Annotated in this window: 10 protein-coding genes; 3 read left to right on the top strand and 7 right to left on the bottom strand. The window is 47.6% G+C overall.

Translation table 11 applies throughout. The features are described 5' to 3' along the window. Nucleotides 1-82 precede the first annotated feature (82 nt). From QUA56_RS06570 to QUA56_RS06545, 6 genes are all read right to left on the bottom strand, one after another. Nucleotides 83-568 carry a hypothetical protein gene (locus QUA56_RS06570; RefSeq protein ID WP_333354760.1) on the bottom strand — a complete coding sequence of 162 codons (486 nt, stop codon included), beginning with the start codon at nt 566-568 and terminating at the stop codon, nt 83-85. 237 nt (nt 569-805) lie between these two features. Further along, nucleotides 806-1,726, bottom strand: a complete 921-nt coding sequence (locus QUA56_RS06565) for an NAD(+) kinase (protein WP_333354757.1) — start codon at nt 1,724-1,726, stop codon at nt 806-808. Between the two features lie 370 nt (nt 1,727-2,096). Beyond that, the gene (locus QUA56_RS06560) at nt 2,097-3,755 is read right to left on the bottom strand and encodes a hypothetical protein (RefSeq protein ID WP_333354754.1); all 1,659 of its coding nucleotides are present in this window, start codon (nt 3,753-3,755) and stop codon (nt 2,097-2,099) included. Between the two features lie 88 nt (nt 3,756-3,843). Further along, the gene (cobN, locus tag QUA56_RS06555) at nt 3,844-8,019 is read right to left on the bottom strand and encodes a cobaltochelatase subunit CobN (protein ID WP_333354751.1); all 4,176 of its coding nucleotides are present in this window, start codon (nt 8,017-8,019) and stop codon (nt 3,844-3,846) included. 24 nt (nt 8,020-8,043) lie between these two features. After that, nucleotides 8,044-8,781 (bottom strand): ABC transporter ATP-binding protein, encoded by a 738-nt coding sequence (locus tag QUA56_RS06550; RefSeq protein WP_333354748.1) that lies wholly within the window; start codon nt 8,779-8,781, stop codon nt 8,044-8,046. Between the two features lie 214 nt (nt 8,782-8,995). Beyond that, nucleotides 8,996-9,808 carry an ABC transporter ATP-binding protein gene (locus tag QUA56_RS06545; RefSeq protein WP_333354746.1) on the bottom strand — a complete coding sequence of 271 codons (813 nt, stop codon included), beginning with the start codon at nt 9,806-9,808 and terminating at the stop codon, nt 8,996-8,998. Nucleotides 9,809-10,010: 202 nt separating this feature from the next. Between QUA56_RS06545 and QUA56_RS06540 the strand changes: the two genes are divergently transcribed. Further along, entirely contained in the window at nt 10,011-10,871 is an 861-nt protein-coding gene (locus QUA56_RS06540; protein WP_333354744.1) for a Uma2 family endonuclease, read from the top strand. 72 nt (nt 10,872-10,943) lie between these two features. After that, nucleotides 10,944-12,812, top strand: a complete 1,869-nt coding sequence (locus QUA56_RS06535) for a tetratricopeptide repeat protein (RefSeq protein ID WP_333354741.1) — start codon at nt 10,944-10,946, stop codon at nt 12,810-12,812. A 193-nt stretch (nt 12,813-13,005) separates the two neighbouring features. Here the strand turns inward: QUA56_RS06535 and QUA56_RS06530 are convergent, their stop codons facing one another. Then, entirely contained in the window at nt 13,006-13,641 is a 636-nt protein-coding gene (locus tag QUA56_RS06530) for a L,D-transpeptidase family protein (RefSeq protein WP_333354738.1), read from the bottom strand. 672 nt (nt 13,642-14,313) lie between these two features. Between QUA56_RS06530 and QUA56_RS06525 the strand changes: the two genes are divergently transcribed. After that, nucleotides 14,314-14,814 carry an autotransporter gene (locus QUA56_RS06525; protein ID WP_333354735.1) on the top strand — a complete coding sequence of 167 codons (501 nt, stop codon included), beginning with the start codon at nt 14,314-14,316 and terminating at the stop codon, nt 14,812-14,814. Nucleotides 14,815-14,861: the final 47 nt, after the last annotated feature.

The raw sequence follows: 14,861 nt of genomic DNA, 5'->3' as shown, positions 1-14,861 counted from the left end.
GAATTTTGCGATCGGCTCTAATTTTACCTGGATCGATCCCGGTGCGCCACCCTCGGCCGATCGGCTGTTTGAGAGCATCAAGCTAGCGCCGGCCAATCCTGCGCCCCCAAGCTCTGAAGTAAGTTGCCACCGGGAATTGATAAAATTCACCTACCAACCACAGCACAATGCCTAAATGGGACAAAAAAGCTAAGCCCGTCCAAGCTGCGGGCAGCCACGACAACCGGCTGCCGGGAACCGGGGGAAAATAGTAAGCTGAAAGTCCCAGCAAGATAGTGGGAAGGGAAATTAGACCGATCGCTGCTGCAAAGTAGGGCCATCCGAATTCTACGCCTTCGAGGTGGGCTCCTATCCACTGTTTGCCGTTCCAGTGCCAAGTTACGGGCGGTTGGCGATCGGCCATTTGAAGCGATTGTCTTTCAACGCTGGCGGTATAAATGTGCTGGCAGAAGTTGCAAGCGAGGGCTTCCATCATCGGCATGGTAGAAATTTGACCGGTGCGGCATACGGGACAGGGATATGTATCTTGAGGGTTGAAAGGTCGGGTTGATTTTTTGAAAGTTTGCATGGATCGGGCTGTTTGTCAAGATATTGAGCGATCTTAACAGAGTACAGAAATTGTATGTTGAGTGAGGGCGGGTTTTGTATCTAGATTGTTGGTGATTTCACAGGTTTTTTGACGCCGATTCGCCCCTACAGGTTAATGCGGGTTGATATTAGACCTCTCCAATAATTATTATTGTGGAACAGGCATCCTGCCTGTTCAAGACTGGCTTTTCTGGAGATTTCTATTGAATGATTCGGATTAATTGCGGTGATTGTTGCTGTACCGAATTCTGGCTCCTGCCCAGTGAAGTTTTTCCCTCAAAGTACCGTAATAAGAATAGTTTTCCCGCAAAATGATAAACTTGGCTTCGCAGTCTGCCCTCCGCACGTCTACGCGCTGTCCCGGCCAAATTGCAGTACCCAAAATGCCGTCTGTCCAGAGTTTTGTACTGAGTTCGTAATCTGCTAAAGGCCAAATGCTGACGACTGAACCGGGCGGCAGGACGATCGCCCGACTGGATAAACTCAAAGGGCAAATTGGAGTAACTGCGATCGCATCCATGCCGGGGTGAATAATCGGCCCGTTGGCAGATGCGGTGTAGCAAGTCGAACCAGTGGGAGTTGCCACAATTAAACCGTCGCCTTGATATTGATCGACTACTTCGCCGTCAACTTCCATTTCTAAAATACAGCTCGGCATTCGATCGGCAGAAGCAGGTTTGACGCACATTTCATTGAGTGCCAAAAAGCGCTCGCTTTCCGGTTCGAGATTGGTTCTGTTTCCCTCAAAAATCGCCGCCTGCAACATCATCCGCTTCTGCACGGCATACCTGTCTTCCGAAAGTCTGTCCCAAATCTCCTCAGTATTTTGGAAATCCTCAAAAGACTCGGTTAAAAAACCCAGATGTCCCCCCACATTCGCTGCCAAAATCGGGATGCCGTCAACAGCCAAATTCCGCGCCGCAGCTAGGGCCGTACCGTCACCCCCAAGCACCACAGCTAAATCAATTGAGCTGTTACTAGAAGCTAAAAATACCGGATACGGGTTATCTTTCGGGCCGCTGGGCCCCATTAAAACCTGACACCCGCGACTTTCTAATTGGCGGGCACACTGTTCTGCCCACCGCTGGCTGAGGGTATCTCTGGCTTTGTGGGCAATAATTACTTGTTTTAGTTGCACAACCTATCGATTTTAGATTTTAGATTTTGGATTTTGGATTGTTAGATTATTAGATTTTAGACTGAATCGCCACGAGCGGGACGCTCGCATTGTACCTGGAAAAATATTATTCCGATGCCCCAGGAAATCTCCCCTCGGAGACTCTCCCTCTGGTTTATAGCAGTTGCAAAAAGTAATCCAATTTTTGGAAAGCTCCAAACCATTATCTCATATCAATTCCGGTTAGATCGGAATGATTAAACCACAGAGGACGCAGAGGATACAGAGGAAGGGAAGAGAGATGAATAATTCCGATGAAGGGCGGATTTGATATCATCTGTCATTCCCAATTCTTTAATCGAAAATCGAAAATCGAAAATCGAAAATGGTATTACCCGTCGCTGCGCCTGGATTTGGGCTGCGGCCAGATAATGCTGGAATCGGCGGCGAGGATGCGAGAAACTGCGATCGCCCCAAAGCGGTTGAGGTGGCTGGGGTCAAAAAAATAGTCGTTGCGGCCGGGCCACCGCTGCGACAAGTCGCGGAAAGCGAAGCCTTGTTGGCGCGAGAGTTGCTGCATTCGCTGCCGGAACTGCTGTTCTGCCCGCAGGCGAGTTCCGTCTAAGTAGTCGTTGGTGAGGGGCAAATTGACGAAAATCAGGGGAATTTTGCGGGCTTTGGTAAATGCTACAACTGAATTAAAGGCTGTTGCTTGTTTGCCTTCGAGGTTGAAGTTTTCGTAGTCGCGATCGTACTGGCCTGAAACGTAAGCGCGTTCTCGATAATAAGTGTTGGGATTGTAACGGCCAGATATAGGCATGAATCCGTTGGAGTCGATCGAATCTGCCAATTGGCTGACTTGCCTCATTGCTACTGTTGTGCGTCGCGAGACTGGAATTAATTGTGCTTTTTGGGTTGCTGCATCGGCTGCGATCGGTTTTAACTCATATCTTGCAGCATTCTCAGCAACGGGTAAGATGCCCGTTCCACTAGACAGGAATTTGATTGTGGGGTGGGTGTTAGCAACGGGCAAGATGCCCGTTCCACTAGAGAGGGATTTGATTGTGGGGAGTAGGGGGTGGGCATCTTGCCCGGCCGTGAAAGGTCGATCGACAGAGGTAAATGCTTTGCGGAAAGTTTTGTTAGCGCAGGGCTGCGGGAATTTATAACACAGCGGAATCACATTCGGTTCATCGGACTGCTGTTCGGGGCGAATGCCTGCTGCTAAAAGTTGGCTGCCTTCAGAATCGACGATCGAATTAAAAGTGCGATCGTCCCGGCCGCTGTTAAATCCCCGCACACCGTCCGCCCAGACAATCATTTGAGGCAAATGATCCGGCTTCAAAAGCCGCCGCAGTTGAAAGTCAACTACTTGTGCAGTTGCGCCGTTGACTGAAAAGTTAAATACTTTTAAGCCCGGACGGCCATTTTGGGCCAAAGATTGTTTTAGCTGTTTGGGATCGACGCCCTGCAATGCCCGGGAACTACCGACGATCAAAACGTCTGGCGGGCCGACGGCAGCAACGTAGGATAAGTACAGTTCTAGCTTTTCGTCGAGCAAATCGCTGCTGAAGCTGACTGTACTGGCTTGCGATCCGTTTGTCCCCGCTTGCTGTTGGGAATAAACGAGGTTTTTCATGTACTCGATGACTTTTTTCTCCGCAAACGCCCGCCTGGGACTGCCTGGGGGAACGGCTTGCATCCAGGCGACGGCCTGCACCCACAAAGCGGCTACTTCGTCCCAGTCTTGTTTTGAATTGGCTGATTGAGCCAAATTAGAAGCTTGGGTGGCAAAGTTAACTGACTCCGTGAAGCCATCGTTTTGAGGGCATGAGGGAACGCTGACGGATTTTTGGGTTTGGTTGCCGTTTTTAGCTAACAGAGAGGTTGGCGGCTGCGCTAGGACTGGGGATTCGCTCGAACCAGAAGCCGCTGCGGTGTTGGGCGGCTTGGGAGGCGAACATCCGACTGTTAGCGCGAGCACGGCGGCTGCGGCGAAGGTACGTTTGAAGATGTTGGTACTGAGGCTAGCAATGTAGCGGCGAATCATACAGCTTTCACCGTGGGCAAAATATTACTAGATATTACCGCAAACTGCCCATTCGTCTCCCGCGGCGATCGTGACGTTAACTGAGTATTTATGTATGGGATTCGATGACTGCTTCGGCTTGCAGGGCGATCGACCTCAATTTATCCAATGTATCCTGGTTCGCACTCTGCCACAACCCCCGCTGGCGAGCTTCTAGCAATCTTTCCGCCATATCTCGCAGCGCCCAAGGATTGTTTTCTTGAATAAATGTCTGCACTTTCTCATCAAAAATGTAAGCCTCTGCGATGCCTTCATACATAAAATCCTCTACACAATTTGCCGTAGCATCGTAAGCAAACAAAAAATCAACAGTTGCGGCAATTTCAAAAGCACCTTTATAACCGTGACGCATCGCACCTTCTATCCATTTGGGATTTACCGCCCTGCTGCGATAAACCCGCGCAATTTCTTCTTTCAGTTTTCGCACTTTCGGATTCTCTGGAATCGAATTATCGCCAAAATAGGTTTCAGGATTTTTGCCTTGCAAATTGCGAATTGCGGCCGCCATTCCGCCTTGGAATTGATAATAATCGTCGGAGTCAAGGATGTCGTGTTCGCGGTTGTCTTGGTTTTGCAGAACTATTTGCATTTGGCCGAGGCGTTTTTCAAATGCTTCGGGTGCTGAACATCCCCATTCACCCCCCCTAACCCCCCCTTGTAAAGGGGGGGGACAAGAGTTGGAATTAGCCTCAGAACTTAATTCACCCCCCCTAGCCCCCCCTTGGTAAGGGGGGGGACAAGAGTTGGATTTAGCCCCCCCTTGATAAGGGGGGGTTGGGGGGGTATTCTCTGGTTGTAAAGGAGAGGAATTAGATTTAGCCCCCCCTTGATAAGGGGGGGTTGGGGGGGTACTTGTATAGGCGTAACTGCTCCAATTAATGTAAGCTTTTGCTAAATCGCTGTCGTCTGTCCAGTTTTGAGATTCAATTATGCCTTGAAGTCCTGCGCCGTAAGCACCTGGTTTTGAGCCAAATACTCTAAATTGCGATCGCCCTTGCGCCTCTTCCTGACTCAAACCTGTCGATTCCCAATACAAAATCTCTGCTTGAACTTGTGCGGCTAAAGGATTGTTTTCTGCCGATTCGTCTAAATCTGCCACAGCTTTTACCGCACTGTCAAAAAAATCAATTAAGTTAAAAAAAGCATCGCGGAAAAAGCCAGAAATTCGCAAAGTAACATCAACGCGCGGCCGTCCCAAAACAGAAATCGGCAAGATTTCAAAATCTACAACCCGGCGCGAAGGGCCATCCCAAACTGGTTGAACTCCTATCAGCGCCAGCGCTTCGGCGATGTCGTCTCCCCCCGTCCGCATGGTGGATGTTCCCCACACTGACAAACCCAAAGTTTTGGGATATTCGCCGTTTTCTTGGGTGTATCTTTCGATTAAAGTTTCAGCAGCAACTCTGCCAACTCTCCAAGCGGTTTCTGTGGGAATGGCGCGGATATCTACTGAGTAAAAATTGCGACCTGTGGGCAATACATCGGGTCGGCCGCGAGTGGGTGCGCCGGATGCGCCGCTGGGTATGTGCCGCCCATCTAGTCCGCGTAAAAGGTTGGTAATTTCTTGGTTTGTTTGGAGGAGTGAAGGTAAAAGATAGTTATTTATCCATTCTAATTCTTGTTGGGTTGCTTCTCCTATTTGGGGACTTGGGGTCGCAGATAAACGCGAATTAACGCTTAAATTTTCGATTAAATTATCTACTAATTCAGCGGCTTTTTGTTCTAATTCTTCTACTAAATCGCCCGCTGTGCGGTGCTGAATTATTGAGGTGGGGTCGGCCGTTAACGGGTCGAAGTCTAGGTCTAAATCCTTAGCTAGGGCGCGTGTTAAGCCCGATCGCCCGTTGGTGGGATGGCGGGCGATCGCAATTATCAAATCGCGCAACTGTCTACCTTCGGGACACTGCCCGAAAATGTGCAATCCGTCGCGGATTTGGGATTCTTTGAGTTCGCAAAGATAGCCGTCTGTGCGGGTGATAAATTCGGTAAATTCCGATTTATTTAGTTGTATTCCTAAGTCTTTATCTAAATTTTCTTTGTTGGTGAGGGCGAGAATGCGATCGCGAATCATGGGCAATCTGGACGGATCTAAGCTTTGGGCTTCGCAATATTCGTCGATTAAGGCTTCCAACTGCTGCAAAGGCCCGTAGAGTTCGGCGCGAGTCATCGGCGGTGTCAGGTGGTCGATTATCACGGCTTGCGATCGTCTTTTTGCTTGAGAACCTTCCCCGGGATCGTTGACAATAAACGGATAAAAATTCGGCATCGCGCCTAATGCTACTTCTGGATAACATTTGTTAGACAATGCTATACTTTTACCGGGCAACCATTCTAAATTGCCGTGTTTTCCAGCATGAATTATAGCGTCGATTCCAAATTTTTCTCGCAGCCAATAATAGTAAGCTAGATAATTGTGAGTTGGTTCTAAATCCGGTGCGTGATAGTTCAAACTCGGGTCAATTTCATATCCGCGCGATGGTTGAATCCCCACAAACACATTGCCAAACTGAATCCCCGGAATCGCAAAGTAGGGACACGGCAATGCCGTGTCCTTCCCCAGGACGTAGGGACACGGCAATGCCGTGTCCCTACCTTGTGTATGACCTTCCGCCAACCCCCATCTATTGCAAATTCCATCTTGTACTTCCTGCGGCAAACTAGCAAAATATTCTTTATATTCTGCCAAATCCAAAGATTGATGAACAGGGCGCAATTCGCGTCCTTCCGGGTCATTTGTTACGCCAGAAGTTAACAGTTCAATTAACTCGTTGCCGCTAGCGGGGATGTTTTCAATTTGGTAGCCAGCTTGCTGCATAGCTTTGAGGATTTCGACACAGCTAGCGGGCGTATCTAAGCCGACACCGTTGGCTAAGCGGGCGTTGCGAGTGGGGTAATTTGCTAAAATTATGGCGATGCGTCTGTTGGCGGCTGGGGTTTGTTTCATCTTCACCCAATTCGCGGTTAAATCTGCTACAAATTGAATGCGATCGCCCGCTGCTACATAGCCTACTACATCTGTTTCTAATTCGCTGTTCCAAGTCTGTACCGCTTTAAAAGAAACAGCCCTAGTAATGATTTTTCCGTCTACTTCCGGCAATGCTACATTCATCGCCACATCGCGGGGCGAAAGTCCCTGAAGTTCCGTTTCCCACTGTTCCAAACCGCCACCGCTGAAGATTGCTTGCAATACGGGAACGTCTAAGGATTTTAAGCTGTTTTGTTCTGGTTCTTGACTGCTGAAACCGGAGACTGCAAAACTGGTTGTGTTGAGCAATAATTGAATTGGTTCGGATTCTTTGGGTTGAAAATATTCCAGCAATTCTATTTGCAAATCTGGTTCCCGCAGAGAAGACACAAAGACGGGAACTGGTACTAAGTTTCGCTCTGCTAGAGCTTGACAAAGTGCATCAATTGGTGCTAAGTTTCCTGATAAATAATGAGCGCGATAAAATAAGATTCCGACTTTAGCTATAGTTGGTAAACCCGGAGATCCCCCCCAGCCCCCCTTAATAAGGGGGGAGCCTTCTTTAGGCTGTGTTTTCAAACCTCCCGATCCCCCCCAGCCCCCCTTAATAAGGGGGGAGCAAGAAGTTGTCAAAGTCCCCCTTCTTAAGGGGGATTTAGGGGGATCTGAATCTGATTGAAAAGTTTCAAAACACGCCTCCCCGCGCCCGATCCAATCATAAATTCCGACGCGGAAAACTGTTTGAGGTAGTGGCGGGTTGTAAGCAGTTTTCAGGCAAGTATCGGCGGCAAATTTGAGTGCGTTAACAAAGTTTTGGACTCCGCCTTCTGTGAAATAGCGCCACAGTTGATTTACTGCTGATAGCGATACATTTGAATGGCTGATTAAATCGGGATCTGGACTGTCTTCTCCCGGCATTACAATCAGTGATGCGTTAGTTTTCTGCACCGTATCGCGCAGAATTTCTAACCCGTAAGACCAATAAGAACGCCCTCCTAACAGCCTGATAATTATTACTTCTGCGCGTTCTAAAATTTCCTCGGCATAGGTATCAATCGTTAATTGTTGCTGCAATTGCAGCAGATTCACCGCGCGGAGTTTGGGGAATTCTGCTGGCAGTTTTGATGCGGCGGCCGCGAGAGTTTGAATGTCGGTGTCAGCAGCACTAATAAATACTATTGGTGCTGGGGTTTGCTGAATAAAAATTACTCCTTCTGCTTGAGGGTTCCAACCTCCTGGTGTGGCGGCTATTTTGTGCATTAATTTCTCCCTATATTAACTAAATTAACCTAAATATGCTTTCTTTACTTGTTCGTTGTTAAGTAAATCTGATGCTATACCTGTGAGGGTAATGTTACCAGCTTCTAGTACGTAACCCCGATCGGCAATTTGGAGTGCTAAATTGGCGTTTTGTTCGACTAACAGGATTGTAACGCCCGTGGCGCGAAGGTTTTGAACGATCGCGAAAATTTCTTTGACGATCGCCGGTGCTAAGCCTAAACTGGGTTCGTCTAATAATAGCAGTTTCGGGCGGCTCATCAGCGCACGGGCGATCGCCAGCATTTGCTGTTCCCCGCCGCTGAGGGTTCCTGCTAGTTGACGGCGCCTTTCTGCTAAGCGCGGAAATATTTCAAATTGGCGCTCTAAATCGGCTTTTACTGCCATAGAGTCCGATCGAATATAAGCGCCCAATTCCAAGTTAGCTAACACCGTTTGCTGCGCCAAAACCCGCCGCCCTTCTGGACTGTGGGCAATTCCCAATTTCACAACTTCGTGAGCTTGGCGGCGCGTTATATCGCGCCCGCTATAAATAATTTGTCCTTGTCGCAAATTAACTATTTTAGAAATTGCTCTCAGGGCGGTACTTTTGCCCGCACCGTTGGCACCGATGAGACTGACAACTTCCCCTGGATTTATGATTAAATTGATATTTTGTAAAGCTTGAATGCCGCCGTAATTGACAGAAAGGTTTTTGAGTTCTAAGAGGATGTTTTGAGTTGTGTTGGGTGGGCGGTCGTGCATTTTATGTGACTTTGAGTTTGAGGTACATTGCGATTTACTGTTGGGTGGGGGCGGGTTTATGAGATTGTTATTTTTAGGCAATTATTGGCAGGTTTACCCGCCCCTACAGAATGTGTAATAAGGGTGCAATATGTGAGTTGTTAATATTACTCTTAGTCAGCGTAGGCGGACATTGTTTGTGTAGACGCGATTTCCAATCGCCGGGTTTCCTTAGTTATTTTTCATCTCCCAAATAAGCTTCAATTACAGCAGGGTCATTCCTCACAACAGCAGGCTCGCCCAAGGCAATAAGCTGACCGAAATGCAACACGGCAATTCGATCGCACAATCCCATAACCAGGGGTACGTGATGCTCGATCAATATTACAGTTAAATTGAACTTTTGGCGCACTTCTCGGATAAATTCACTTAATTTGTGCTTTTCATTCGGATTCATGCCCGCCGCTGGTTCATCTAACAGCAATATTTGCGGTTCTAGAGCTAAAGCGCGGGCAATTTCCAAACGTCTTTGGTCGCCGTAGGCCAAGTTTTTGGCTTGTTCGCCCGCGCGATCGCCCAATCCGACTAAATCCAACAATTCTAAGGCTTTTCGCTGGGTTTTGCGTTCCATTGCGTTAGATGCTGGCAAGCCGAAAATCCCTGCCAGCACTGATAAAATTGGATTGCCCGATCGGCTGTGGATGTGTCGGGCGATCGCCACATTTTCCACAGCAGAAAGTTCCCCAAACAAACGGATGTTTTGAAAAGTTCTGGCAATACCTTTATTGGCAATTTGATAAGGTCGCAGTTGGGAAATGTCCTCGTTTTGATAAATCAGTTTTCCGGTGTTGCTGGGTATCAGTCCAGTCATAAGATTAAATAGAGTAGTCTTGCCAGCGCCGTTAGGGCCGATCAGTCCAAATATCTCGTGTTTTTGAACTGTAAAAGATACGTCATTCACAGCAATTAAACCGCCAAAGCGGCGAGTTAATCCTTGTGCTTCTAAGATGGGATTGCTTTTGGAGAGGGAAACAGTTTGTGAAATCACAAAAAACGAGAGAATATCTGCAATTTAATTATGCCTCAGATTGGCATTTAAATAAATAGCCTCGCGCTCTCAAATCAATTACTCATTACCAATTACTGATTGTTAATTAGCAGGCATCTAGCTGATTCAAGGGAAAACCGCTATAATATTACAATTACCGTACCGCCTCAATCTCCTCAAGCCGTCTCGCCCGGGTAATCTTATGACGATGTACGTACCGGATTCGCAGCATTCCCAAACAAAAGTGCTCCCTACGATGTACGATCTACCCAGTGAAGACCCGGAGGAGCCCGGTTTGCCTGACGAATATCACCGGTGGCAAGCACAACTTTTGTGCGATAGCTGCCTCCCTTCTAATTATCCAGCCGATCGCGTATTCTCTGCCAGCGATCTCAATCTATACTACGACTCCAACCATCCCAATTGGTACAAAAGACCCGATTGGTATTTAGTTGTCGGGGTTTCGAGATTTTACAGAGACGCAGATTTGCGCCAAAGTTACGTCATTTGGGACGAAGCAGTAACTCCTTTAATCGCGATCGAATTTCTGTCACCAGGTACGGAGGATGAAGATTTGGGACTGACAGAATCAGAACCAAACAAACCGCCGACTAAGTGGCAGGTTTACGAGAGAATTTTGAAGATTCCTTATTACTTTGTTTTTAGCAAATACAACAACCAATTAAGAGTATTTCGCTTAGTTGGCAACCGTTACCGCGAACAAGTGTTAACAGGTTCTCGTCGATTCTGGATACCCGAAATACAGTTGAGTTTGGGTTTGTGGGAAGGTTCTTTCCTGCAAAATCAAAGGTTGTGGCTGCGCTGGTACGATATTAATGGCAATTTAGTTCTGACTCCTGAAGAATTTGAAAGACAGCGAGCTCAATTGGAAAGCCAACGAGCTGAATTTGAAAGGCAGCAAGCTGAATTTGAAAGGCAGCAAGCTGAATCTGAAAGGCAACGAGCTGAATCGGAAAGGCAACGAGCTGAATTTGAAAGGGAGCGAGCCAATCGTTTAGCCGATCGCCTCAAAGCAATGGGCATTAATCCAGATGAGCTGTAAAATTAAATAGCAGCATGAAATGGTGCAAGCTGCAAGCGCTGTCCATAAAAATTTATTAACCAAAAATTACTTATGCCAGAATCTACCTCATTGCGCGATCGCTACCTAACACTGATCGATAAAATTGTCGAAATCACCCTCAAAGGTCAAATTCGCTCTAAAGAACAAGTCTATCAAATGCTGGTGCAAGACATTAGCACCGGCACCGGCGAAATCTTTGAACGCTGTTTCGGCGAACGCCTTGATGCCACCGAAAATCAGCTCAGAAATGAAAAAGACGAAATCAAACAAGCAAAGGCAAATCGCACCCTCCGAGCGCTCAAAACCATCCAAGGAGAATGGGAACGCTGGCAGAAAGATAACCGCATCGATCGCGAAATTGCATCTTCAATCCAACAAATCCTTACCGCCGAATCTAACGGCCGCCTCCTGGCATTATTGCAAGTAATCGATCCGAATAAAGAACATCCGCTGACTCTCGATCAATTGCAGCAATTGGCAAAATCTCTGCACCAACAAATGCTGCAAACGGCCAATCCAGAAACCGAGCGAGATTTGCAGCAAATCACGGCCGGCATTGCCAAAGGTTTAGAATCTTGGCAGCGGTTGGAACCGGAACTCGTGGGCTGGATTTATCAGCCGCAGCAGCTAGGATTTGCCGGTAGTCCCGAACAAAATGGGCCTTGGGCTTTTTGGGCAAAAAAAGTTAACAGTCCCTTTCCCCGCGATCTATTGAATACTATTGCGATCGGTGAATCTGTAGTTCAATTCGCAGCCAAGCAATCGAATTTAGAGTTAAGCGTATTGGTGGAATTAGCGATTATCTTGCAGTGCTTGCAGCGCGCCTTGGCGATATGGTTTGACAAGCAAGTTTACGATTCCAAAGTGTCAACAAAAGCTTCTATTTCTACTTACATTACTTTTGCTGTAATTTGGAGCCAGCTAGCTAGTGGGTTTAATAATTCTACCAAGAGCGGCGAGCAGTTGGCAAATGCTTGTTTTCAAGTAACTTTGCAAATTTTGCGCGCTTTTTCTCAGCGGGAATACTTTCCGCTTTACGGCGGAATTTTTGCTTCGTTTGATGGTAAAGCTCTGCGGCATACTTTGGATTATTTAGACGAACCGCTGCGGCGAGTTGAAGGCACTCAAGCGAAAGCTCGGATTCTGACGCTTTTGGGTTATTCGATGCAGGCGGCTGGGGCCTACGAGCGATCGATCTTGCTGCACAAACAAGCGCTGGAAATTGCCCGCATGGAAGGAGACAAAGCTTGCGAAGTTGCCAATCTCAATCACATCAGCCGCAACTATGTTGCTCAAAAAAATTATCAGGAAGCGATTAATTACAGCCAGCGGGCTTTAATTATGTCACGACAAGCGGGAGAGCGACAAGGCGAGGCAAATGCCCTGGCTAATTTGGGTTACAGCGAAGTGTTTCAAGCGCGGCAGTTGGAGGAGGTGGAACCGGAGGTTTATGAGAGTGCGATCGGTTATTTGGAACAAGGTTTGTTGCTGTCGGAAAAATTGGGAGACAGGCAAAGTCAAGCTTTTTGTTCCAGCAGTCTCGGTATCGCTAAAATTGCCCTGGAAAATGCTGAAGCTGCGATCGAATATTTGCTCAAAGGTTGGCAAGCGGCTCAATTCTCAGGGGATTTATATTTGCAAGGTCTGAATTTGGCTTACTTGGCTCAAGCTTATTACAGAATCAACTCACTAGAAAAAGCGATATTTGCAGGCAGTTTGGGGATGTATACTTTGGAGCAAATTGGTGCGATGGAGTGGCGTCAATCGGCTGGTTTGCTGACTATTTTGCGGGGTCAAATGGGGGCGGAATCTTTTAAACAATCTTTGGCTAAAAGTCGAGCGAATATCATTCCGGCGATCGGTGTTGACGGCTACGATTACATCCCGGAGTTGCTGGAAAAATACCAGCAATCTATTTAAATCTTTGTAGAACAGGCATCTTGCCTGTTGCTGAGAGGGGTGCAAAATGTAAGTTTTAACTCACCCAATAGCTGCATTATCAATAAGTCTTTCATGGGCGGGCAGGATGCCCACCCCACAACCAAATTTAAGTCTTTGTGGAACAGGCATCTTGCCTGTTCATGTGTTTTTGTGCACCGCAACCTCCGAATAATTAATGCTCAACTATCACCGGCGTTCCAATTGCGACTTTCTCAAATAAAGTCTGTGCGTCTTTATCAAACATTCTCACGCAGCCGTGAGAAGCCGCCCCCCCGATCGACTCTGGATTCGGAGTACCGTGAAAACCAATCACATTCTTGCCATCCGTCCAAAACCCCATCCACCTACTGCCTAATGGATTGTCCGGCCCAGCAGGAATAAGTTCTCCCGTCCAAGGATTTTGCCAAACAGGATCTTTGATCATTTGAATAACTTTAAAACTGCCTGTAGGAGTTTCCCAGCCGCCTTTTCCCACAGCAACCGGGAAACTGGCTTGCACCTTATTTTGTCGGTACAGATAGACGCGGCGTTCTCGCAATTTCAGCACTAAACGCACTTCTTCAATTGGATTTACCGGAGGTTGTGGTTCCTGCGGAATATGCCGAAATGGTTCTCCCAAGGGCGGTAGTTCTGGGGCTGGGAGATTCGGCAATTTTGCCTCAGATTTGGGTCGCTGCGCTGCGATCGCGCTATTACTTGAATTAGCAACAGGTTCGGCAGCCGCCTGCTGCTGTAGGACGACCGACAGCGCGGCTGCACTCAAGCTCAACACAATTAACTTGTTCAACAAAAATTTGCTGTTCACCATTGTTTTGTTCGTTAAATTCCTCACCAGCAGTTCCTACAAAGTTCCTATCTAATTATCCGCAAACCGCACCCGGTTACTAAATTTTTGAGAGGGTTTTTTGAGTGCAAATGCTACGCAGTTCCTAGTTTAAATTCCACAACTGATAACTTGTAAGTCAACACAATACTTAGGCATAAATACCAAAAAAACCTGGTATTTATCAGGGGATCGGTGGCGAGCCGCGAGAAATTTTCGTGAAAAAACCCGGTTTATGCCTAAATCCTGCAAGAAAATGATTAAATTTTACCTCCGACTAATTTGATTTTTTAGCAGTGGCCGGCTGGCGATCGAGAATTGAAACTCTGGCGCTGCAGCATCCGGCAAGCACAATCTGTCTTTTGGCAGAGTTTCCCGCCCAGCAGCAACACTGAGGTTGGCTTAAAAAACTGCAACGGTCGATCGAACAAACTCAATATATCACGCCAACACTCTAGAGATGCGAACCGCTGAACTTGTTGTAAATCGGGAACTTATGATGTAAAATTTAGTCTTTCAATACTTGTTCGATAATCTTTTTTTGAGATTGTCCTAAATTTCCTACTCTGGGGATTAAACTGGATTAGGTATAGAGGTTGGGACTTTCGCGCAGCGGAAGCAAACCCGACCCTAAATAGCAGTTAATGTGAGGTTTCAATGCGTCTTCAGAACATCAAATTATTGACAGGTGCAACCCTGTCGGTGCTAATTTCGGCGGTCTCAGTACATCCTGCGATGGCTAACCCTGCAACTCAAATAGCCCAAACGCAGACCACAACAACAGCAAGCACTCGAACTGTTATCGGTTTTGTCAAAAGTATTGTCGGCGACGTAGTAACAATTCGCGAAGAAAACGCGCCGTACAGAACTCTCAGGATTCAAAAATGCGTCCTGAAAATTATTGGTCTCGTACCGGGAATGAAAATCAGAGCCACCGTAGCTGGAGCTCAGGTGGAAAACATCGTAGTGATCCCCGATTATAAGGTGGTAGCCACAACCGTTGTTCGTCCCCCAATCCCAGCACCGGCACCGCGCCCGGCCCCATTACCGGCTCCGGCACCGCGTCCGGCTCCGCCACCGCGTCCGGCTCCCGCTCCGATTCCGGCTCCCCGTCCGATTCCGGCTCCGGCTCCCGCTCCTGTGAGAGGACTGTGGTAGAGCTAGATTTGTAAACGGAATTAAGCCACCGCGTCGGCGGTGGCTTC

Origin of the sequence: Microcoleus sp. N3A4 (assembly GCF_036701805.1) — a bacterium.
Taxonomy (GTDB): Bacteria; Cyanobacteriota; Cyanobacteriia; order Cyanobacteriales; family Microcoleaceae; genus Microcoleus.
The sequence above is the reverse complement of the archived record's forward strand: the minus strand, read 5'-3'. Positions and strand labels throughout refer to the sequence as shown.

Coding starts and splice junctions, on each gene's coding strand:
- QUA56_RS06550 (WP_333354748.1), bottom strand. CDS start 8,781: ATGCACGACCGCCCACCCAACACAACTCAAAACATCCTCTTAGAACTC.
- QUA56_RS06570 (WP_333354760.1), bottom strand. CDS start 568: ATGCAAACTTTCAAAAAATCAACCCGACCTTTCAACCCTCAAGATACA.
- QUA56_RS06560 (WP_333354754.1), bottom strand. CDS start 3,755: ATGATTCGCCGCTACATTGCTAGCCTCAGTACCAACATCTTCAAACGT.
- QUA56_RS06535 (WP_333354741.1), top strand. CDS start 10,944: ATGCCAGAATCTACCTCATTGCGCGATCGCTACCTAACACTGATCGAT.
- QUA56_RS06530 (WP_333354738.1), bottom strand. CDS start 13,641: ATGGTGAACAGCAAATTTTTGTTGAACAAGTTAATTGTGTTGAGCTTG.
- QUA56_RS06540 (WP_333354744.1), top strand. CDS start 10,011: ATGACGATGTACGTACCGGATTCGCAGCATTCCCAAACAAAAGTGCTC.
- QUA56_RS06525 (WP_333354735.1), top strand. CDS start 14,314: ATGCGTCTTCAGAACATCAAATTATTGACAGGTGCAACCCTGTCGGTG.
- cobN (WP_333354751.1), bottom strand. CDS start 8,019: ATGCACAAAATAGCCGCCACACCAGGAGGTTGGAACCCTCAAGCAGAA.